Genomic DNA, 21,803 nt, shown 5'->3' with positions numbered 1-21,803 from the left:
GGCGGCCCCGGGCCGCCCCTTTTTGCGCTTACTCGTAAGCGCTGATCGGCGCGCAGCCGCAGAAGAGGTTGCGGTCGCCGTACACATTGTCGGCGCGGCCCACCGGCGGCCAGTACTTCTGCTTGCGCAGCGAGGCCACGGGGTAGGCGGCCACTTCGCGCGAGTACTTGCGCTCCCACTTGTCGGCGGTCAGCACTTCGGCCGTGTGCGGCGCGAACTTCAGCGGGTTGTCCGCCTTGTCGAATTCGCCGCTTTCCACTTTCGCGATCTCGCCGCGGATGGCGATCATGGCGTCGATGAAGCGGTCCAGCTCCGCCTTGGCTTCGGACTCGGTCGGCTCGATCATCAGCGTGCCCGGCACCGGGAAGCTCATGGTCGGCGCGTGGAAGCCGAAGTCCATCAGGCGCTTGGCCACGTCTTCGTTGCTGATGCCGGTCTTGTCGGTCAGCGGACGCAGGTCCAGGATGCACTCGTGCGCCACCAGGCCGTCGTGGCCCGAGTACAGCACGGGGTAGTGCGGCGCCAGGCGGCGGGCGATGTAGTTGGCGTTCAGGATGGCCGTTTCGGTGGCTGCCGTCAGGCCTTCGCCGCCCATCATGGCGATGTACATCCAGGAGATCGGCAGGATCGAGGCCGAGCCGAAAGGCGCGGCCGATACGGCGCCGATGCCGTTCTCGTTGCGCTGGTAGCCGGTGGAGCGCTGGTTCGGCAGGAACTGCGCCAGGTGCGCGCCCACGCCGATAGGACCGACGCCGGGGCCGCCGCCGCCATGCGGGATGCAGAAGGTCTTGTGCAGGTTCAGGTGCGACACGTCGCCGCCGAAGGCGCCCGGCGCCGCCACGCCGACCAGCGCGTTCATGTTCGCGCCGTCGATGTAGACCTGGCCGCCGTGCGCATGCACGATCTCGCACAGTTCCTTGATGCCTTCCTCGAACACGCCGTGGGTGGACGGATAGGTCACCATCACGCAGGCCAGGTTCTTGCTGTGCTGCTCGGCCTTGGCCTTCAGGTCGGCCAGGTCCACGTTGCCGTTCTCGTCGCAGGCCGTCACCACCACTTGCATGTCGACCATGCTGGCCGATGCCGGGTTGGTGCCGTGGGCGGAGGAGGGGATCAGGCAGATGTTGCGGTGGCCTTCGCCGCGCGACTCGTGGTACTTCTTGATCACCAGCAGGCCGGCGTATTCGCCCTGCGAACCCGCGTTCGGCTGCAGCGACACGGCCGCGTAGCCCGTCACGGCGCACAGCATCTCTTCCAGCTGGGCGATCATTTCGCGGTAGCCCACGGTCTGGTCGTTCGGCGCGAAGGGGTGCACGTTCGAGAACTCGGGCCAGGTTACTGGCACCATCTCGCTGGTGGCGTTCAGCTTCATGGTGCAGGAGCCGAGCGGGATCATGGTGCGGTCCAGGGCCAGGTCCTTGTCCGCCAGGCTGCGCAGGTAGCGCAGCATTTCGTGTTCGCTGTGGTAGCGGTTGAACACGGGGTGGCTCAGGAAGGCCGAGCTGCGGCCCAGCGCCTCGGGGAAGGCGCGCTGCACGCCAGCTTCCACGGCGTCGAAGTCCGGCGCGGCGGGCGCGCTGGCCACGCCGGTGGCGAACACGGTCCACAGCGCGGACAGGGTGTTGCGGTCGGTGGTCTCGTCCAGCGACACGCCCACATGGTGGGCGTCGATGCGGCGCAGGTTGATGCCGTTGGCGACGGCGGCTGCATGCAGGGCGTCGGCGCGGTCGGTCTTCACGGTCAGCGTGTCGAAGTAGCTGTCGCTGGCCAGGGTGTAGCCCAGGGTGCGCAGGTAGGCGGCCAGCACGCCGGTGTAGCGGTGCACGCGCTTGGCGATGTTCTGCAGGCCTTCCGGACCGTGGTAGACGGCGTACATGGACGCGATCACGGCCAGCAGCACCTGTGCGGTACAGATATTGGAGGTGGCCTTCTCGCGGCGGATGTGCTGCTCGCGGGTCTGCAGGGCCAGGCGGTAGGCAGTGTTGCCCTGCTGGTCCACGGTGACGCCCACCAGGCGGCCCGGCATGGAGCGCTTGTATTCGTCGCGGGTGGCCATGTAGCCTGCGTGCGGGCCGCCGAAGCCGAGCGGCACGCCGAAGCGCTGGGAGTTGCCGACCACCACGTCCGCGCCCCATTCGCCCGGAGGCGTGAGCAGGGTCAGCGCCAGCAGGTCGGCCGCGACGACGACCATGGCGCCAGTGGCCTTCACGGTTTCCACGGCTGCGCGGTAGTCGCGCACCACGCCGTTCACGCCGGGGTATTGCAGCAGCACGCCGAAGGCGTCGCTCACGCCGGCCAGTTCGGCCGGGTCGAAGGTCTTCACGATGATGCCCAGCGGCTCGGCGCGGGTCTGCACCACTTCCAGGGTCTGGGGCAGCACGTCGTTGGCGACGTAGAAGGTCTTCGACTTCGACTTGCCGACGCGCTGGATCAGCGTCATGGCTTCGGCGGCGGAGGTGCCTTCGTCCAGCATGGAGGCATTGGCGATGCCCATGCCGGTGAGGTCGGTGATGGCCTGCTGGAAGTTCAGGATGGCTTCCAGGCGGCCCTGGGAGATTTCAGGCTGGTAGGGCGTGTAGGCCGTGTACCAGGCCGGGTTCTCGAAGATATTGCGCAGCACCACGCCAGGGGTGATGGTGCCGTAGTAGCCTTGGCCGATCAGCGATTTCAGCACCTTGTTCTTGCCCGCGATGCCTTTCAGCTTCGCCAGCGCCTCGTGCTCGGGCATCGGCTCGTAGAACTGGCCCAGCGGCAGGGCGCTCTTGTTGCGGATGTGGGCCGGAACCACGGCATCGATCAGCGCGGCGCGCGATGCGTAGCCGAGGACGTCGAGCATCTGCTGCTGTTCTGCGGCGTCCGGGCCGATGTGACGGGCGATGAAGGCATCGCGGGCTTCGAGTTGGGAGAGGCTGGTGCGGGTCATGTGATGAAATCTCTTGGGGCCGGAAAAGGGAAGGGCCGGCAGAAGCCGGCCCTGGTCATGCGTTGTTTAGCCTTGGGTGCTCTTGCCGTAGGCTGCCGCGTCGAGCAGGCCGTCGATGGCGGAAGCGTCGCTCGGCTTGATCTTGAAGAGCCAGGAGCCGTAGGCGTCGGAGTTGATCGACTCGGGGGCGGCGGTCACGGCGTCGTTCACGGCCACCACTTCGCCCGACACGGGAGCGTAGATGTCGGAAGCGGCCTTCACCGATTCCACCACGGCGGCGTCGTCGCCGGCGGTGTAGGTGGCGCCCACTTTAGGCAGTTCCACGAACACGATGTCGCCCAGCGCGTCCTGCGCGAATTCGGTGATACCCACGGTCACGGTGCCGTCGTCCTCTTTGCGCACCCACTCGTGGGACTCGGTGTACTTCAGCTCTGCAGGAATGTTCATGTGTGGCTCCAGTTTTGGTTGGTGTGGGTATTGGGGTCAGGCAGCGAGGATTTTACCGTTACGCACGAAGGGCAGCTTCACCACCGTGGCGGCCAGCTTCTTGTCGCGGATTTCCACGTGCACGGTGTCGCCGATCTGCACGCCCATCGGCACGCGCGCCAGGGCGATGGCCTGCTGCATGGTGGGGCTGAAGGTGCCGCTGGTGATCTCGCCCGTTTCGCCGCTGGCGGCGATGACTTTCTGGTGGGCGCGCAGCACGCCGCCTTTTTCGCGCAGGATCAGGCCCACGAACTGGGCGTTCTGGCCCTTGGCCTGCAGGGCCGCCTTGCCGATGAAGTCACGTTCGCTCACCAGGTCGATGGTCCAGGCCAGGCCTGCGTCCAGCGGGTTCACGGATTCGTCCATGTCCTGGCCGTAGAGGTTCATGCCCGCTTCCAGGCGCAGGGTGTCGCGCGCGCCCAGGCCGGCCGGCTTCACGCCCGCCGCGGCGAGCGCGTTCCACAGGGCTTCGGCCTGGTCAGCCGACACGCCGATCTCGAAGCCGTCTTCGCCGGTGTAGCCGGTGCGGGCCACCATGGCTTCGCCGAAGGCGGTGCCGGGCACCAGCGCGACATTGAAGGGCTTCATCTCGGCCGTGGCTTCCTTCGCCTGCGGCAGCACTTCCCACACCTTGGCGCGGGCGTTCGGGCCCTGCACGGCGATGAGGGCCATGGCGCCGGCGCCGTCGCGGCGCTGGGTGATGGTCAGGCCCGTCTTGTTCTGGCTCTGCATCCAGGCCACGTCCTTCTCGGCCGTGCCGGCGTTGACCACGAGGCGGAACCAGTTTTCGTTGATGAAGTAGACGATCAGGTCGTCGATCACGCCGCCTTCCGGATTCAGCATGCAGGAGTAGAGCGCCTTGCCGCTCACCTGCAGCTTGTCCACGTTATTGGCGAGCAGGTGGCGCAGGAAGCCGCGCACGTCGTCGCCCTTGATGTCGACCACGCACATGTGGGCCACGTCGAACATGCCCGCGTCGCTGCGCACGGTGTGGTGCTCTTCGATCTGCGAGCCGTAATTGACGGGCATGTCCCAGCCGCCGAAATCGACCATGCGGGCGCCGAGGGCGCGGTGGGCGTTGTTGAGTGGAGTGGCTTTGAGCGTCATGACTACCTCGGTCCGAAAGAGTTGGGGTTAACAGAACATGCACGGAGAAGCTGACACAGCCTTTTCCACAATGATCGCCGACCCCTCTGTCCTTGGTACCTGAGAGATAACGGGAAGATCCCGCACGCCCCTTCGGTGGGCTGCGACGCAGCCGCTCTCCAGAGTTTCGGACCGCGCGCCGAGCGCTGCGGACCCCTGACCAGTCCTTTTGCCTGAGAGTTTTTGGGTGGTGCCCCTTCGGCGGCCGCATGGCGCGGCGCTCTCCCGGTCAAGAGTGCGGAATATATGCCAGAAGGGCATTCGTGTCAATCTTGCCCCGTCCGCCGCCCTCGCGACCGTGCGGCCCGAAAACCTTGCCTGCGCTAGAATGAAGCCCTCTATTTTGAGGGTAACAACCATGAGCGAAGATAAACATAAACTGAACGGGGCGGCCTGGTATACATTGTCCGGCGACGTGAACAGCGATATGGTGCACCGCGTGTTCGACGCCGTGGCGGACATGACGGAAGACGGCGTGGAGACCGCGCACATCCTGCTGCAGTCGAATGGCGGCTATGTGAGCGATGGCCTGTGCCTGTACAACTACCTGCGCAACCTGCCGATCAAGATCGTGATGTACAACGGCGGGGCGGTGGCGTCGATCGCGGTCATTCTCTTCCTCTCCGGCGATGAGCGCTATGCCAGCGAAACGGCTCGCTTCATGGTCCACAAGTCGCATGCCAGCGCGCCTTCCGGGGCGCGGCCCGATGCGCTGCGCATCATCGTCGAAGGCCTGCAGGCCGACGATGCGCGCACCGAATCGATCCTGCGCGAACACCTTACCCTCGCCGATGAGCACTGGGCCGTGCACGCCTATTCCGACCTGCACCTCACCGCGCGCGAAGCGCACAAGGTGGGGCTGGTGCAGGATGTGACGGACTTCAAGCCCCCGAAAGGCAAGCGCGTCACGAATATCTGATAGCAGAGGGGACAGACCCCGAATGGGGTCTGTCCCCGAAAGCCGAGTCCGCCACCGAACACAGTCCGCTGACTATGCGCGGTGGCCGACCGGGTTACCGGGGACAGACCCTGTGCAGGGTCCGTCCCCTCTGTTTTTGGCAGCTTTAACGGTTGCCGCCACGCGATCCCGACGATTTCTTGCTGTCGTTCTTGTGGCTCTGACGGCCAGCTTCCACATGCTGCTCGTGGGTGCCGCCCTGGGTGCCGCCGGAGCGCGAACCCTGGTTGCCCGACTGCTTCGAGCTGCCGGAAGAAGAACCCTGCTTGTTGCCACCACGCTGATTCGAGGCCATTTTAATTTCCTTTCAGAAAGAATGTTAAAATATTGCTCTCCGAGAAGCGCCGCTGTGAAGCGGTTCAGCGGCCGGTGTATTGATCGCTCAACCGTTTCGCAGATGCGTTTCCGGTAGCGAAATGATGCGGTTTTGACCAAGGCAGTAGTATCGGAATGGACCGCCAACCAATGTAGGATAAAACCTTGCTGGCTTCTTCCATTGATGAGAAGCGAGTTGACAATTTTTCGACAAATTCCAACATTTTGCCGAAAAGTTTCTACATTTCTATTGCCATGTGGAAATGATCTGCCAGAATGGGGAGAGGCATCCAGTGCATCCCGAATCCGGCAATGACCACGCAAGCAGTCCCCACTCTCTCCACAGCGGCCCGTGCGGCCGTGTCGCCGCGCCACGCCCTGCTGGAGAGCCTGATCGCCACCGCCACGGGCCATTTCAACGACCATTTCAACGCCTTCGCCACCCAGCTCGCGGGCGCACTGGTGGACAGCGCCAACATGGATGGCGACATCGGCCTGCTGCAGCTTCGCCTGCGCGCCGGCAACCTGCTGCGCAACCGCCAGTTCGCCTTCCTTCACCTGGCCTCCACGGCCCTGGAGAAGGCGCTGCGCATGGAGTTTGCGCAGCTCGGCCCCAAGCCCGCGCGCGCCGCGCCGCCGGATGCGCTGGAGCTGGTGCCCTACGAAGTGATGGACGAGAAGCTCACGCTCTCCACGGTATGCAAGCCCTTCGACGCGAAATACTCCGATGCGCTGGCCACGCTGAACGTGCGCCTGGCCTTCATGATGCAGCGCGAGATCCTGCGCGCCGGACAGAACCCCTTCCGGCCCGAGGTCTTCATCGGCGCCCTGCAGGAAGCGTGGGCCGCGTTCAATCCCGAGGCTGAAGCGGCCGGCCTGCTGCTGCCCATGCTGCGCCCTGGCGCCATGGTGGAACTGGGGCCGCTGTACGAGGCGCTGAACCTGGCCTTGCAGCGCAAGGGTTTCCTGCCCGGCGACGCTGCGGGCGCCCGCGTGCGCCGCGCCGACTCGCACGATGCATCGGGCGGCCGCAAACGCCAGCAGGACGAAGCGCTCGCCGTGCAGCTGCGCCAGCTGTTCGGGCGGGGCGGCAGCGCGGCGGCCGATCCGCTGGCCGATGTCGACCTGAGCCTCCCGGCGCATGCGCTGGGGCCTTCCGACCCGAACGCGCCGCCTCCGCCATGGTCCGCCGCGGCGCGCAGCAAGGCCTACACATCGCCGTTCGCGCGCGCCGCCGCGCAGCAGGGCGCCGTTCCGGGCACGCCGCAGGCGGCGCCGCAGGTTCCCGCCTGGTTCAGCGCCGCGCACCAGGCCTGGGCCGCAGCCCGGCCCGATGCGGCATCGCCCGCGCCTGCGGCCGATCCCGCCGCCGAACGCGAACGCCTGATGTCCTGGCTCGCCTGGCTGCAGAAATCGGCGCCGCCGCCCGAGCCCGAGGCCACGCCGCACAACGTCATCTACCTGCCCACCATCAAGCAGGGCGCGCCGCGCGGCACGCTCTCGCATGCGGACGAAAGCACCATCGACCTGCTCACCGCCGTTTTCGAGACCGTGTTCCGCGACCAGGACATTGCCCGCGAAATCCGCGAGCTGGTGCTGCTGCTGCAGATCCCCGTGCTGAAGGCCGCGCTGGCGGACAAGGATTTCTTCTTCCAGGAAGCGCACCCGGCCCGCCGCCTGATCGAGCTGCTGTCGAAGATGGGCTGGGAACAGCGCCGGGACAAGGCCGATCCCGTCTACCAGGCGATGCAGCGTTCCGTGGAGCGCATCGGCCGCGATCCGCAGCAGGAGCTCCAGACCTTTTCCCAGGCCGTCGATGAGCTGGAGCAGTCCATCCGGCAAGACGAGCAGGCGGCGGACAAGGCCATTGCCGAGCCCATTGCCGCCGCGCTGAAGGAGGAGAGGCGCCTGACGGCCGAACGCAATGCGAAGGATGCGGTGGCGCTGCGCATCGGCACCGGCGAGGTGGTCGCCGTGATCGAAACGTTCCTGGAGAACCAGTGGACTTCCGTGCTCACGCTGGCCTATACGGTGGAAGAGGCAAAGCCGGGCGCCATCCGCAACGCCACGGAAACGATGGATGATCTGATCTGGAGCGTGAAACCCAAGATCACGCCCGAGCAGCGCAAGCAGCTGATCGGCAAGCTGCCAGGCCTGCTCACGCGTTTGAACCAGTGGCTGGATGCGATCAAGTGGCAGTCCGAGGACCGGCTGCGCTTCTTCGCCGAGCTGGCGGACTGCCACGCCTCCATCGTGCGCGCGCCGGTGGAACTGGCGCCCGAGCGCCAGCTGGAGCTGTCCATGCAGGCCGCGCAGAAGGCGGCCGAGCGGCGCGAGGAACTGAAGGCGCGCCCCGCCGAAGCGGAGCCGCAGGGCGGACAGGAGGCCGTGGACGGCCTGGCGCGCGGCATGTGGCTCGAATTCGACCAGGAAGAGGGTGAGGCGCGCAAGGTGAAGCTGGCCTGGGCCAGCCCCCAGCGCACGCTCTTCATCTTCTCGAGCCGCACGCGGGAAGAGGCGTTCACCCTGTCGGGCGAGGAGCTGGCGCGCCGCTTCGCGGAAGGCGGCGTGCGCGTGGCGGAGAACGAGGGCGTGGTGAGCCGCGCCCTGGTTCAGGCCCTGGCGGCCAATGAAGAAATCAGCCCGTCCGCCGCATCTTCGATGTAGTCCAGCACCAGATCGAAGCCCTGGGCGCCGCCGTAATAGGGATCGGGCACCACGTCCGACCCCGAGCGCGACGCATATTCCATGAAGAGCTTGAGCTTGTGCCGGTGCTGGGGCGGGCAGGACCGCCGCAGCATGGCCAGGTTGTCGTGGTCCATGGCCAGCACGTGGTCGAAGCGTTCGAAGTCCGCCTCGGCCACCTGGCGAGCGCGCAGGGGCGAAAGGTCGTAGCCGCGCTGGGCGGCATGGCGCGCCGAACGCCCGTCCGGCGGGTCGCCGATGTGGTAGCCATGCGTGCCCGCCGAATCGATATGCAGGTCCAGCCCCGCCGCCTGCGCGCGCTGGCGGAATACGCCTTCGGCCGTGGGCGAGCGGCAGATATTGCCCATGCAGACGAAGAGCACCGAAGTCTTGCGTTCGCTCATAATTCCGATATGTTGCCTAATTGAAATGTTCTGTAGTATAACCCCTTCCTGTGGTTCAATAGGGTCCGCTGCGCGCGGCAGCTCATACGGAGATAAGCAGTAATGCATAGTTGGTGGAGTGCCTTGAGTGTGCTGGGCAGCCTGGCCGTGACCGGCCCCCTGGGCGTCGCCATCGCACTCTGGCTGCTGGCCGGGCGGTCCTGGCGCCTGACCTTGAGCTGGCTGCTGCTGTTCGGCGCGGGCATGGCGATGGTGGTGGCCACCAAGGTCGCCTTCATCGGCTGGGGCGTGGGCATTCCCGAGGTGAAGTTCGCGGGCCTGAGCGGCCACGCCATGCGCGCCTGCGCCGTGTTCCCGGTCGCTTTCTACCTTGCCTTCCGCCGCGCGCAGCCCGCGTGGCGGCGCGGCGCCTTCGCCGTCGGTGTGCTGCTGGCGGTGCTGATCAGCTTTTCGCGCCTGCCGGTGCTGGCGCATTCGGCCTCGGAGGTGGTGCTGGGCGGGGCCGTGGGCTTTGCCGTGGCGGCCGCCTTTATCGCGCTTTCCCGCGCCGACCATCCGGCGCTCTTCGGGCGGGTGCTGGCGGCCCTGTGCGTGCCCGTGCTGCTGCTGGCGCCGCGCGCCGAGCCGGTGCCTACGGAGCAGTGGATGCGCGAGCTGGCGCTTTACCTCTCGGGCAAGGACAAGCCCCATGAGCGTAACTGGACCCTGCGCAGCCCCCGGATATGATGCGAAAACGGCCAGAGTGGCGGTGCGAAATGGTATGATTATTCACTTTTCCAACCATGCCTGAGCGGGCGAAGAACTGATAACAACGTGCGTCTATCTTCCATTAAATTGTCGGGATTTAAGTCGTTTGTCGATCCCACCAATTTCCAGGTGCCGGGCCAGCTGGTCGGCGTGGTAGGTCCCAACGGCTGCGGCAAGTCCAATATCATCGACGCCGTGCGCTGGGTGCTGGGCGAATCCAAGGCCTCGGAGCTGCGCGGCGAGTCCATGCAGGACGTGATCTTCAACGGTTCCACCCACCGCAAGCCCGCGGGCCGCGCCTCGGTCGAACTGGTGTTCGACAACCATGACGGCAAGGCTTCCGGCCAGTGGGGGCAGTACGCCGAAATCGCCGTCAAGCGCACGCTGACGCGCGACGGCACCTCCACTTATTACATCAACGGCCAGCCGGTGCGGCGGCGCGACATCCAGGATATTTTCCTGGGCACGGGCCTCGGCCCGCGTGCCTACGCCATCATCGGCCAGGGCATGATCGCGCGCATCATCGAATCGCGCCCGGAGGAACTGCGCGTCTTCCTCGAAGAGGCGGCTGGCGTTTCCAAGTACAAGGAACGGCGCCGGGAAACGGAAAACCGCTTGCACGATACGCGCGAGAACCTGCTGCGCGTGGAGGACATCCTGCGCGAGCTGAATTCCAACCTGGAGAAGCTGCAGGGGCAGGCCGAAGTGGCTACGCGCTTCCACCAGCTCTCCGCCGACCAGGAAGAGAAGCAGAAGCTGCTCTGGCTGCTGCGCAAAACCGAGGCGCAGAACGAGCAGGCCAGGTTCTTCCGCGAGATGGAGCAGGCCCAGACGGACCTGGAAGAGCAGACGGCCAAGCTGCGCCACGTGGAGCTCACGCTGGAGCAGATGCGCCAGGCCCACTTCGCCGTCGGCGACCGCCTGCACCAGGCGCAGGGCCACCTGTACCAGACCAACTCGGAAATCGGCAGCCTGGAAGCGCAGATCAAGTTCGTGATCGAATCGCGCACCCGGCTGCAGCAGCAGCTCGCCACACTCACCGCGCAGCGCGACCAGTGGCAGCAGCAGGCGGAGGAGTACAGCGGCCAGATCGAGGAAGCGGAATTCAATCTCGAAGAGCTGTCCGCGAAGGTGGAGCAGGCGCGCATGATGGCCGAGCAGAAGGCCGAACTGCTGCCGACGCTGGAAGCGGAATGGCGCGAGGCGCAGAACCGGAGCACGGAATCGCGCGCCCGCATCATGCAGGCGCAGCAGCAGCTGGAACTGGAATCGGCCCACCAGCGCAATGCGAACAATATCCTGAACGGCCTGGCCACGCGCCGCGAACGCCTCATGCAGGAAAAGAACGGCCTCTCCATGCCGGATTCCTCGCACCTCTCCAACCTCAAGATGCAGCTGGAGGAAAAGCAGCAGGCGCTCGAAGAGCAGACCATGATGCTGGACGAGGCCATGGAGCAGCAGCCGAAGCTGGAAGAGGAGCGCCAGCAGGCGCAGGCCGCCGTGCAGTCCGAAAGCGCGGCCAACGCCCAGCTGGAAGCGCGCCTGAACGCGCTGCGCGAACTGCAGGAGCGGGCGCAGACGCAGGGCAAGGTCACGCCATGGCTGCAGAAGCATGAGCTGAACGAGCTGCCCCGCCTGTGGCAGAAGATCCAGATCGAAAACGGCTGGGAAACGGCCATGGAGTCGGTGCTGCGCGAGCGCACCTCGGCCCTCCAGGTGTCGAACATCGAATGGGCCAAGCACTTCTTCGGCGACGCGCCGCCGGCCAAGCTGGCGCTGTTCGCGCCGCTCACCACGGCGCCCGCCGAAGCGGCGGCGCATGGCAGCCTGAAGCCCTTCATCAACCTGCTCAAGCTCAACGACCCCGGCCTGCGCGGCGTGCTGCAGGACTGGCTGCACAACGTCTTCCTCGCGGACGATGCGGCGGAAGCCTTCATGGCGCGCGGCACGCTGCCTGCGGGCGGCTGCTTCGTGACGAAGCAGGGCCACGTCATCTCCCAGTCCAGCGTGCGCTTCTACGCGGCAGACGCGGAGCAGGAGGGCATGCTGGGCCGCCAGCAGGAAATCGACAACATCACGAAGCAGCTGCGCGCCCAGTCCATGCTGGCCGAAGAGGCGCGGGCGCGTTCCGTACGGGCCGATGCGGCGGTGTCGAACCACAGCCGCACCGTGGCGGAGCTGCGCACGAAGATCCAGGGCCTGACGCAGTCCGTGCATACCCTGCAGCTCGAAGTGGTGAAGCTCTCCGAGATCGAAGCGCGCTTCAACCAGCGCAGCGGCCAGATCGAGGCGGACCTCGCGGAGATCGCTGCGCAGGAACAGGAGCAGATGCAGGTAAAGCTCGAATCGGAAGAGAAGTTCGAGCAGCTCGATATGGAGCTGGGCAACCTGCAGGGCGAGCACGAGGAAGGGCAGACTGCCTTCCTGCTGAAGGAGCAGCGCCTGGCGGACGCGCGCGAAGCATTGCGCGAGCTGGAACGCAAGGCGCAGGAGGCGGAATTCGCCGAGAAGTCGGGCCGCAGCCGCATCGAGGAATTGCGCCGCAACGTCGCCACGGCGACGGCGCAGGTGCAGCAGGTGGGCGAAAGCCTGCGCGCAGGCCAGCTGGAGCTGGAAACCCTGGAGGCAGGCACCGCCAACGAAGGCCTGCAGGAGCTGCTGGACCGCCGTACGCAGCAGGAAAAGGCGCTGTCGGACGCGCGGCATGAACTGGACCAGATCACCCAGCAGCTGCGCCATGCGGAAGACGCGCGCATGCAGGCCGAACGCAGCCTGCAGCCGCAGCGCGACAAGATCACGGAAATGCAGTTGAAGGAACAGGCCGCGCGCCTGAACCAGGAGCAGTTCGCGCAGCAGCTGGCGGAAGTGCAGGCCGACGAAGCCGCGCTGGCCGAGAAGCTGCATCCGGACCTGAAGGCCTCCTACCTGCAAGGCGAGGTGACCCGCCTGACCAACGCCATTGCGGCCCTGGGCGCGGTGAACCTGGCCGCGCTGGACGAGCTGGCGCAGGCCTCGGAGCGCAAGAACTTCCTCGACTCGCAGAACGCCGACCTGACGGAGGCGATCAATACGCTGGAAGATGCGATCCAGAAGATCGACAAGGAAACGCGCGACCTGCTGCAGGACACCTTCGACCGCGTGAACGGCCACTTCTCGGAGCTGTTCCCGATCCTTTTCGGCGGCGGCCAGGCGAAGCTGATCATGACGGGCGACGAAATCCTCGACTCCGGCGTGCAGGTCATGGCCCAGCCGCCGGGCAAGAAGAACGCCACCATCCACCTGCTGTCCGGCGGCGAAAAGGCCCTGACCGCGACGGCGCTGGTGTTCTCCATGTTCCGCCTGAATCCGGCGCCGTTCTGCCTGCTCGACGAGGTCGATGCGCCGCTGGACGACGCCAATACGGAGCGCTTCTGCCGCATGGTGAAGCGCATGTCCGACCAGACCCAATTCCTCTTCATCTCGCACAACAAGATTGCGATGGAGATGGCCAATCAACTGATCGGTGTGACGATGCAGGAGCAGGGCGTATCGCGCATCGTGGCGGTGGACATGGAAGCCGCCGCCAACTTCGCTTCCGAGGCACAAGCAGCATGACAGATCTCCAACTGAGTTTGATCGCCGCAGGCGCCGTCTTCATCGTCGGCGTTTTCTCTTACAACAAGTGGCAGGAATACAAGGCCAAGAAGAGCGTGGAACGCGCCTTCGCTTCCGAGCATGACGATGTGCTGATGCGCGCCGATGAAGCTCCCGCCTACGCAGGCGGGAACCGCAGCGAGCCCCAGTTCTCGATGGACGATGTGCCCCTGGTCGACGGCGGCTCCGGCGCCTACGCCACGCCCGAACACGGCGCTGCCGCCGTGGCCCCAACCTTCGCGGAAGATGCGGCTCCCGCGCCGGTGCGCAGCGCCGATGCCGCCGTGCCGCCCGCTGAACTGGCCACGAGCCTGGTCGATCCCCTGATCGACTGCCTGCTGCCGCTGGAACTGGAGGCGCCCGTCCGCGGCGACAAGCTGCTGCCCGTGCTGCAGAAGCTGCGCTTCGTAGGCAGCAAGCCTGTGCACTTCATCGGCCTTGCGGTGAGCGACGAGTGGGAACCCATCCGCCACGGCACCGTCTACACCAGGCTGCAGGGCGGCGTGCAGCTGGCCAGCCGCACCACGGCCCTGAACGAACTGGAATACTCCGAATTGGTGACGCGCCTGCGCGCCATCGCCGACGAAATCGGCGCCGAGCCACAGATTCCGGACATGATCGAAGTCATGGCCGAAGCGAAGACCCTGCACCGCTTCGTGGCCAGCCACGACGCCCAGCTGGGCGTGAACCTGGCCACCAACGGCGCGCCCTGGGCTATCGCGACCCTGATCGTAGCGCTGGAGAAGCAGGGCTTCGATGTGCGTCCCGACGGCCGCTATGTGATGCCGGACGGAGAGGGCGGCCACCTGTTCTCGCTCTCCACCAACGTGTCGCCTGCGGAGGAGACCACCCCGCGCCTGACCCTCCTGCTGGACGTGCCCTGCGTGGCGCCCGCCCGCGACGGTTTCGGCGCCATGGTGGCCTGCGCCAAGTCCCTCGTGGCGCGCCTGGACGCGACCATCGTGGACGACTACAACCAGCCGCTGAGCGACGAGGCCCTGGCCGAAATCTCCGGCCAGGTGAAGGACTTCTACGCCGACATGGAAGCCTCGGACATTCCGGCCGGTTCCACCCGCGCGCTGCGCCTGTTCAGCTAAGGCCGTGGCGATGAAAGAGAAATCACCGGCGGAGCGCGTTGCCTGGCTCACGGCGGAGCTGAACCGTCACCTGCACGCCTATCACGTGCTCGACGCGCCCACCATTCCGGACGCCGAGTACGACAAGCTATTCCTCGAACTCCAGCAGCTGGAGGCGGCCCATCCCGAGCTGGCCGCGCCGGACTCGCCGACCCTGCGTGTCGGCGCGCCGCCGCTGGCGCAGTTCGACGCCGTCACGCACGCCGTGCCCATGCTGTCCCTGAACAACGGCTTCAGCGACGAGGACATCGAGAACTTCGACCGCCGCGTGCGCGAAGGGCTCGATATCGTGGAGGTGGAGTACGCGGCCGAAGTGAAGTTCGACGGCCTGGCCATCAACCTGCGCTATGAGAACGGCCTGTTCGTGCAGGCCGCCACGCGCGGCGACGGCTATACGGGCGAGGACGTGAGCGCCAATATCCGCACCATCAAGGGCATTCCGCTGCGCCTGCATGGCGACAAGCTGCCGTCCGTGCTGGACGTGCGCGGCGAGGTGCTGATGTTCAAGGCCGATTTCGCGGCCATGAATGCGCGCCAGCGCGAGCTGGGACAGAAGGAATTCGTCAATCCGCGCAATGCCGCGGCAGGCGCGCTGCGCCAGCTCGACTCGCGCATTACGGCTTCGCGCAAGCTGCGCTTCTTCGCCTACGGCATCGGCGAGCTGGTTGGGGCGGACATGCCGTCCACCCACGCCGCGCTGCTCGACTGGTACGAGAAGCTCGGCCTGCCCGTGGCGAAGGAGCGCGCCGTGGTGCGCGGCAAGGACGGCCTGCTGGCCTATTACGCGAAGATCGGCGCGGGCCGCCCCGCCATGCCGTACGAGATCGACGGCGTGGTGTACAAGACGAACCGCGTGGAAGACCAGCGGGCGCTGGGCTTCGTTTCGCGCGCGCCGCGCTTCGCCCTGGCGCACAAGTTCCCGGCGGAAGAGGCGACCACCGTCGTGCAGGCCATCGATGTGCAGGTGGGCCGCACCGGCGCCATCACGCCCGTCGCGCGCCTGGAGCCGGTGTTCGTCGGCGGCGTCACCGTCACCAACGCCACCCTGCACAATGAGGACGAGGTGCGCCGCAAGGACGTGCGCATCGGAGACACCGTCATCGTGCGCCGCGCGGGCGATGTGATTCCCGAGGTGCTGTCGGTGGTGCTGGACAAGCGTCCCAGCCCCGAGCCAGCGCAATATGTGCTGCCGAAGACCTGTCCGGTCTGCGGCTCCCACGTGGTGCGCGAGGAGGACGAGGCCGTGGCGCGCTGCTCCGGCGGCCTGTTCTGCTCCGCCCAGCGCAAGGAGGCGATCCGCCATTTCGCGGGCCGCCGCATGATGGATATCGAAGGCCTGGGCGACCGCTATATCGACAACCTGGTCGAATGCAATCTGGTCAACGGCGTGGCGGACCTGTACGGCCTCACGCAGGCCGACCTGCTGAAGATGAAGCGCCTGGCGGACGAACGCGAGGGCACCACGCCCGAGACGGTCCAGCAGGGCAAGATCGCCACCAAGTGGGCGGACAATCTGCTCGACGCCATCGCCGCCAGCAAGAAGCCGCCGCTGGAACGCCTGCTGTTCGCGCTGGGCATTCGCCACGTGGGCGAATCGACCGCGAAGACGCTGGCCGACTGGCTCGGCAAGTTCGAGCTGATCCGCCGCGCGCCGGAAGCGCTGCTGCGCGTGCTGCCCGATATCGGCGGCACCGTGGCCGAATCGATTGCGGACTTCTTTGCCGAGGAGAAGAACCAACAGGCCATCGATGCGCTGCTGGCCGCGGGTGTGGCGCCGCAAGGCGAACATGCGCCCAAGGCGGCGTTGCGCGAGAAGCTGGAGCCCGTGAAGCTGCTGGCCGCGCTGGATATCCCGAAACTGACGGAGCCGCGCGCCCGCCAACTGATCGAGCAGGGCGTCACGCTGGAAGCGCTGGCCTGGCTCAAGGTCTTCGATGTATTCGGCCTGCCCGCCGCGGTGGCGGCATCGCTGGAGCAATGGATGGCCGTGCCGGAGAACCGCGAGCGCCTTGTGGCGCTGGACGCGCTGCGCACCGAGCTGCTGGCCCAGCTGCCCGAAGTGGCGGAATCGGAAGGGGCAATGAGCGGCAAGACGTTCGTCCTGACCGGCACCCTGCCGACCATGAGCCGCGACGCGGCCCAGGCATTGATCGAGCAGGCGGGCGGCAAGGTTTCCGGCTCGGTGTCGAAGAAAACATCGTACGTGGTGGCGGGCGCCGAAGCAGGCAGCAAGCTCGCCAAGGCCGAGGAACTCGGCATCACCATCCTGGACGAGGCAGGCCTGCTTGCCTTGCTGGGGCAGACGGGATGACGGACATGGCGCCTATCAGGAAAGCGGTATTCCCCGTGGCGGGCCTCGGCAGCCGCTTCCTTCCGGCCACCAAGGCGCAGCCCAAGGAGATGCTGCCGGTGGTGGACAAGCCGCTGATCCAGTACGCGGTGGAGGAGGCGGTCGCCGCCGGCATCACGGACATGATCTTTATCACTGGCCGCAACAAGCGCGCCATCGAAGACCATTTCGACAAGGCCTACGAGCTGGAAGCGGAACTGGAAGCGAACAACAAGCAGGCGCTCCTGGAAGTGGTGCGCAACGTGATTCCCAAGCATGTGAACTGCATCTATATCCGCCAGCCCGCGCCGCTGGGCCTGGGCCATGCGGTGCTGTGCGCGCGGCCCATCGTGGGCAGCGAACCCTTCGCCGTGCTGCTGGCGGACGACTTCATGGACACCGCCGAGGGCGTGCGCCCCGTGCTGGCGCAGATGACGCAGCAGTACGAATTCGAGCGCGCCAGCCTGCTGGCCGTGCAGGACGTGCCGCGTGAACAGACCCGCCAGTACGGCATCGTGAGCGCCAGCGCCTACCGCGAGCGGCTGGAACTGGTCTCGGGCATCGTGGAGAAGCCCGCGCCGGACAAGGCGCCGTCCACCCTGGCCGTGGTAGGCCGCTACGTGCTCTCCAACCGCATCTTCGAATTCCTGGAGCAGATCGGCGCAGGGGAGGGAGGCGAGATCCAGCTGACCGACGGTATCGCGCGCCTGCTGCAGCATGAACGGGTGCTTGCCTATCGCTACGACGGCCAGCGCTACGACTGCGGCTCCAAGCTGGGCTACCTCAAGGCCACGGTGGCCATGGGCCTGAAGCATGCCGAAACCGGCGCGGGCTTCCGCGAATTCATGAACCAGATGCAAGGGGGCGGCGATGGCGGTGCGTGAAATACTGAAGATGGGCGACCCGCGCCTGCTGCGCGTGGCCGAGCCGGTGCGCGAGTTCGATACGCCGGAACTGCACGCGCTCATCGCGGACATGTTCGACACCATGCATGCGGCCAACGGCGCCGGCCTGGCCGCCCCGCAGATCGGCGTAAACCTGCAGCTGGTGATTTACGGCTTCAAGTCCAATCCCCGCTATCCCGACGCGCCCCAGGTGCCCGAAACGGTGCTGATCAATCCCGTGCTCGCGCCGATTACGGACGAAAAGGAGGACGGCTTCGAAGGCTGCCTCTCCGTGCCCGGCCTGCGCGGGCTGGTGCCGCGCTACAAGCGCCTGCACTACGAAGGCTTCGATCAGTACGGCAAGCCCATTGTGCGCGATGCCGAGGATTTCCACGCCCGCGTGGTGCAGCACGAGGTGGACCACCTGCATGGCATTCTTTACCCGATGCGCATTACCGATTTCTCGAAGTTCGGCTTCACCTCGGTCATGTTTCCGGACATGGACCCCGGCGACGACGACTGACGGGGCCTTGCAACAATACAAATAAAGAACATTGGCGGCGGCGCAATTCTGGCGTAATATCCGGGCCAGCTTAACCCTATATAACGTACGGAGACCCCAGGATGAACCAACCGTCGTCGTCAAATCCGCTGGAATTTAGCGCCCGGGGCATTGCCCTCGGCATCCTGATCACACTGGTCTTCACGGCCGCCCAGGTCTATCTGGGCCTGAAAGTGGGCCTGACCTTCGCGACCTCCATCCCCGCCGCCGTGATCTCGATGGCTCTTCTGAGCGCCTTCAAGGACGCGACCATCCAGGAAAACAATATCGTCCAGACCATCGCTTCGGCGGCGGGCACCCTGGCATCCGTGATCTTCGTCGTTCCAGGCCTGCTGATGATCGGCTGGTGGGCGGAAGTGCCGTTCTGGCCGACCTTCGGCGCCTGCGCCATCGGCGGCGTGCTCGGTGTGATGTACACCATGCCGCTGCGCCGCGCACTGGTCTCCCAATCGAACCTGCCATATCCTGAAGGCGTGGCTGCCGCGGAAGTGCTGAAAGTGGGCACCGCATCGCGCTCCGGCGCACAGGAAGGCAAGGCGGGCCTGAAGGCCGTGGTACTGGGCACCGTGGCTTCCGCCTTCTTCGCCCTGCTGGCCGCCATGAAGCTGATCGCCGGCGAGGTCTCGCACTACTTCCGCTTCGGCGCAGGCACCGGCGCAACCGGCCTTGGCGCATCGGGTTCCCTGGCGCTGATCGGCGCGGGCCACCTGATGGGCATTACCGTGGGCGTGGCCATGCTGGCCGGCCTGGTCATCGCCTGGGCCGTGCTGGTTCCGCTCCTGACCTCCATTACCCCGATGGCCGAAGGCGCATCGGCTGCCGACCACGCGCTGCGCGTGTGGAGCACCCAGGTGCGCATGATGGGCGCAGGCACCATCGGCGCCGCCGCCATCATCACGCTCGCCACCCTGGCCAAGCCGGTGGTGGGCGGCCTGAAGTCGGCACTGGCCGCCAGCCGCAACGCCAAATCCGGCGGCGCGGGCGTGCCGCGCGAAGACCGCGACATGCCGATCTTCATCGTCGGCCTGGTGACCCTGATCTCCATGGTGCCTGCGGGCTGGCTGCTGGCTTCCTTCCTGACCGGCGGTCCGCTGGAATCGCTGTCCACGCCGCTGGTGGCCGTAGGCATCGGCTACATCCTGGTGGCGGGCATGCTGGCTGCAGCCGTCTGCGGCTACATGGCTGGCCTGATCGGCTCCTCGAATTCTCCAGTGTCCGGCCTCGCCATCCTCACCGTGCTGGGCGCCGCGCTGAGCGTGGGCATGGTGGGCCGCGCCATCATGGGCCCGGAAACCGCGCAGGCCATGATCGCTTTCGCGCTGTTCGTCACCACCGTGGTGCTGGCCGTTGCCGTGATCGGTAACGACAACCTGCAGGACCTGAAGACCGGCCAGCTGGTGGGCGCAACCCCATGGAAGCAGCAGACCGCGCTGATCATCGGCGTGTTCGCCGGTTCCGCCGTGGTGCCGAAAGTGCTGGAAATGCTGAACCACGCCTACGGCTTCGCCGGCGCGCCGAACCAGAACGCGATTTCGGACACGCCCCTGGCCGCACCGCAGGCAACCCTGATCTCCACCCTGGCGCGCGGCGTTATCGGCGGCGACCTGCCGTGGCACCTGGTGGGCTATGGCGCCCTGATTGGCCTGGCCCTCGTGGCGGTGGACTTCATCCTGAAGTCCACGTCGAACCACAAGTACAGCCTGCCGCCGCTGGGCGTGGGCCTGGCGATCTACCTGCCTTCGGCCGTGACCGCGCCGGTGGTGGTGGGCGCGCTGGGCGGCTACTTCTTCGAGAAGGCCATGAACAGCAAGAGCTATGGCGAATCCGCGAAGCGCGTGGCCGTGCTGGTGATGTCCGGCTTCATCGTGGGCGAGAGCCTGTTCAACGTGGCGCTGGCGGGCCTGATCATCGCCACCGGCACCGGCGAGCCCCTGGCCTTAGGCAAGGGCATTGAGGAATCGGTCGGCATGATGATCGCCATCGCCGTTGCGGCAGCCATCGTGGTCGGGCTGTACCGCTGGTCCTCCAACTCGGCGCGCCGAATCGAGGCCTGATCCCCATGGCGGCGCTCGATCTGCTGCGCGCCGCCGCAGATGCCCTCGGCCTGCTGGCAGCGTCTCCCTGGAGGCTGCTGCTGGCCTGCGCAGTATTCCTGCTGGTCACCGAGGGCCTGATGTTCCTTCCCCGTATCGGCTTTATCCTCAAGCTGTGCGTCGGCAGCCTGCTCGCCGCGCAGATGCTCGTGATGTTCAAGGTGGCCGCCCTCGGCGAGCCTCCGCAGCTGCAAACCCTGCTGGATGCGGCCTACCTCCCTTATTCTTCGATGCTGGTGCTGTTCCTGGCGGCGCTGCTGCCCTTCGCGGCGGGCCTTGGCGTGCTTTGGCTGCGCCGGCCGGAAGCCCTGCGCTACTTCTTCGGGAACATCCTGAAAACAAAGCCGCCCGCACCGGGCGACTTCGCGGCCTTCAAGCTGGCCATGCACCTCGTGGCGGCGCCGTTCACCTTCGTGGCCGCGGCCATGGTCTTGAAAGGCTACCGGGGCTGGAACGCGATGGAGGAGGGCCTTGTCGCGGCCTTGCTCTACTGGCAGGCCCCGCTGCTGCTCTTCCTGCTGTCCTTCGGCTTCGACCTGGCCATGAACCTGCTCCAGAAGAAGCTGCCCCCAAAAGCGTTCGCGGCGCTCTCCATGCCGCTGCTGCTGCTCTATGTGCTTTTCCTCTTCGCCTTTACCTACACTCTCTCTGTACGGGCATTCGGACTATGACACCTCAATTCGGCCAGGGCACATGGAATATGGGCGAAGATCCGGCAAGGCGGAGCGAGGAGGTGCACGCGCTCCAGCTGGGCATGGACCTCGGCATGACCATGATCGACACGGCGGAGATGTACGCCGATGGCGGCGCGGAGGAAGTGGTGGGCGAGGCGATCGCGGACCGCCGTTCCCAGGTCTATTTGGTGAGCAAGGTCTATCCCCACAATGCGACGAGGCGCGGTGTGGTGCAGGCCTGCGAGCGCAGCCTGAAGCGCCTGAAGACGGACTATCTCAATCTCTACCTGCTGCACTGGCGCGGCAATGTGCCGCTGGCGGAAACGCTGGAAGGCTTTGAGCGGCTCAAGCGCGACGGCAAGATCCGCGACTATGGAGTGAGCAACTTCGACACCGCGGACATGGAAGAAGCGCTTGCACTGAAAGGCGCCGTGATGGCGAACCAGGTGCTGTACAACCTGAAACGGCGCGGCATCGAATGGGACCTGCTGCCCTGGTGCCGCGAGCGCGGCATTCCGGTCATGGCGTATTCGCCGCTCGAATCGGACCGCAAGGAGCAGCAGCGTTTCCTCGCCGAGCCGGTATTGCAGCAGCTCGCGCAGCAGCACAGCGCCACGCCCGCGCAGATCGCCCTGGCCTGGCTGGCGCACCAGGAGGGCGTTGTCGCTATCCCGAAGGCCATGAGGCCCGAGCACATCCGCGCCAACCGTGCCGCCCTCGACATCCGCCTCACCGCCGCCGACCTCGCGGCCCTCGACAAATCCTTCCCGCCTCCGCGCCGCGCCACGCCCCTCGATATGCTGTAAAAGCCGAGCCATTCGCGCTATG

General features: G+C 66.2%; 16 protein-coding genes and 2 riboswitches. Of the genes, 11 read left to right on the top strand and 5 right to left on the bottom strand.

Going from position 1 to position 21,803, the window contains the following annotated elements:
• Positions 1-28: 28 nt before the first annotated feature.
• From gcvP to gcvT, 3 genes are all read right to left on the bottom strand, one after another.
• Positions 29-2,923 (bottom strand): aminomethyl-transferring glycine dehydrogenase, encoded by a 2,895-nt coding sequence (gene gcvP, locus LSQ66_RS10670; protein ID WP_231769757.1) that lies wholly within the window; start codon positions 2,921-2,923, stop codon positions 29-31.
• A 66-nt stretch (positions 2,924-2,989) separates the two neighbouring features.
• Positions 2,990-3,370 (bottom strand): glycine cleavage system protein GcvH, encoded by a 381-nt coding sequence (gene gcvH, locus LSQ66_RS10665; protein WP_231769756.1) that lies wholly within the window; start codon positions 3,368-3,370, stop codon positions 2,990-2,992.
• Positions 3,371-3,406: 36 nt separating this feature from the next.
• Positions 3,407-4,516 (bottom strand): glycine cleavage system aminomethyltransferase GcvT, encoded by a 1,110-nt coding sequence (gcvT, locus tag LSQ66_RS10660; RefSeq protein WP_231769755.1) that lies wholly within the window; start codon positions 4,514-4,516, stop codon positions 3,407-3,409.
• 76 nt (positions 4,517-4,592) lie between these two features.
• Positions 4,593-4,688: riboswitch (glycine riboswitch) on the bottom strand.
• Between the two features lie 18 nt (positions 4,689-4,706).
• Positions 4,707-4,793: riboswitch (glycine riboswitch) on the bottom strand.
• 120 nt (positions 4,794-4,913) lie between these two features.
• On the opposite strand from gcvT, the gene LSQ66_RS10655 reads away from it, so the two are divergent.
• Entirely contained in the window at positions 4,914-5,474 is a 561-nt protein-coding gene (locus LSQ66_RS10655) for an ATP-dependent Clp protease proteolytic subunit (protein ID WP_231769754.1), read from the top strand.
• A gap of 145 nt (positions 5,475-5,619) precedes the next feature.
• Here the strand turns inward: LSQ66_RS10655 and LSQ66_RS10650 are convergent, their stop codons facing one another.
• Positions 5,620-5,808, bottom strand: coding sequence for a hypothetical protein (locus tag LSQ66_RS10650; protein ID WP_231769753.1), 189 nt, complete (start codon positions 5,806-5,808; stop codon positions 5,620-5,622).
• A 332-nt stretch (positions 5,809-6,140) separates the two neighbouring features.
• Here LSQ66_RS10650 and LSQ66_RS10645 point away from each other — a divergent pair, with 332 nt between their 5' ends.
• A complete protein-coding gene (locus LSQ66_RS10645; protein WP_231769752.1) occupies positions 6,141-8,495 on the top strand; it encodes a DUF1631 family protein in 2,355 nt (784 codons plus the stop codon).
• On the opposite strand, the gene LSQ66_RS10640 is transcribed toward LSQ66_RS10645, so the two are convergent.
• Positions 8,441-8,917, bottom strand: coding sequence for a low molecular weight protein-tyrosine-phosphatase (locus tag LSQ66_RS10640; protein ID WP_231769751.1), 477 nt, complete (start codon positions 8,915-8,917; stop codon positions 8,441-8,443). The genes LSQ66_RS10645 and LSQ66_RS10640 overlap by 55 nt on opposite strands.
• Positions 8,918-9,019: 102 nt before the next feature.
• On the opposite strand from LSQ66_RS10640, the gene LSQ66_RS10635 reads away from it, so the two are divergent.
• The 9 genes from LSQ66_RS10635 to LSQ66_RS10595 all read left to right on the top strand — a co-directional run bounded on the left by LSQ66_RS10635 (position 9,020) and on the right by LSQ66_RS10595 (position 21,781).
• Positions 9,020-9,643, top strand: a complete 624-nt coding sequence (locus LSQ66_RS10635; RefSeq protein ID WP_231769750.1) for a phosphatase PAP2 family protein — start codon at positions 9,020-9,022, stop codon at positions 9,641-9,643.
• An 87-nt stretch (positions 9,644-9,730) separates the two neighbouring features.
• Positions 9,731-13,258 carry a chromosome segregation protein SMC gene (smc, locus tag LSQ66_RS10630; RefSeq protein ID WP_231769749.1) on the top strand — a complete coding sequence of 1,176 codons (3,528 nt, stop codon included), beginning with the start codon at positions 9,731-9,733 and terminating at the stop codon, positions 13,256-13,258.
• A complete protein-coding gene (locus LSQ66_RS10625) occupies positions 13,255-14,394 on the top strand; it encodes a cell division protein ZipA C-terminal FtsZ-binding domain-containing protein (RefSeq protein WP_231769748.1) in 1,140 nt (379 codons plus the stop codon). The genes smc and LSQ66_RS10625 overlap by 4 nt, the downstream gene beginning before the upstream one ends.
• 10 nt (positions 14,395-14,404) lie before the next feature.
• Entirely contained in the window at positions 14,405-16,744 is a 2,340-nt protein-coding gene (ligA, locus tag LSQ66_RS10620) for an NAD-dependent DNA ligase LigA (protein WP_231769747.1), read from the top strand.
• A 5-nt stretch (positions 16,745-16,749) separates the two neighbouring features.
• Positions 16,750-17,646, top strand: coding sequence for a UTP--glucose-1-phosphate uridylyltransferase GalU (gene galU, locus LSQ66_RS10615; protein ID WP_231769746.1), 897 nt, complete (start codon positions 16,750-16,752; stop codon positions 17,644-17,646).
• Complete coding sequence (gene def, locus LSQ66_RS10610; RefSeq protein WP_231769745.1) at positions 17,633-18,169, top strand: peptide deformylase; 537 nt, start codon at positions 17,633-17,635, stop codon at positions 18,167-18,169. The genes galU and def overlap by 14 nt, the downstream gene beginning before the upstream one ends.
• Before the next feature lie 101 nt (positions 18,170-18,270).
• On the top strand, positions 18,271-20,262 hold the full coding sequence (locus tag LSQ66_RS10605) for an OPT family oligopeptide transporter (protein ID WP_231769744.1): 1,992 nt from the start codon (positions 18,271-18,273) through the stop codon (positions 20,260-20,262).
• Positions 20,263-20,267: 5 nt separating this feature from the next.
• Positions 20,268-20,972, top strand: coding sequence for a hypothetical protein (locus LSQ66_RS10600; protein ID WP_231769743.1), 705 nt, complete (start codon positions 20,268-20,270; stop codon positions 20,970-20,972).
• Positions 20,969-21,781: an aldo/keto reductase gene (locus LSQ66_RS10595; RefSeq protein WP_231769742.1), complete on the top strand. Its 813-nt coding sequence runs from the start codon at positions 20,969-20,971 to the stop codon at positions 21,779-21,781. The genes LSQ66_RS10600 and LSQ66_RS10595 overlap by 4 nt, the downstream gene beginning before the upstream one ends.
• The last annotated feature ends 22 nt before the right edge of the window (positions 21,782-21,803 follow it).

The sequence above is a fragment of the Massilia endophytica genome, from assembly GCF_021165955.1.
Classification (GTDB): domain Bacteria; phylum Pseudomonadota; class Gammaproteobacteria; order Burkholderiales; family Burkholderiaceae_D; genus Rugamonas; species Rugamonas endophytica.
This window is presented reverse-complemented; position numbering and strand designations above follow the sequence as displayed.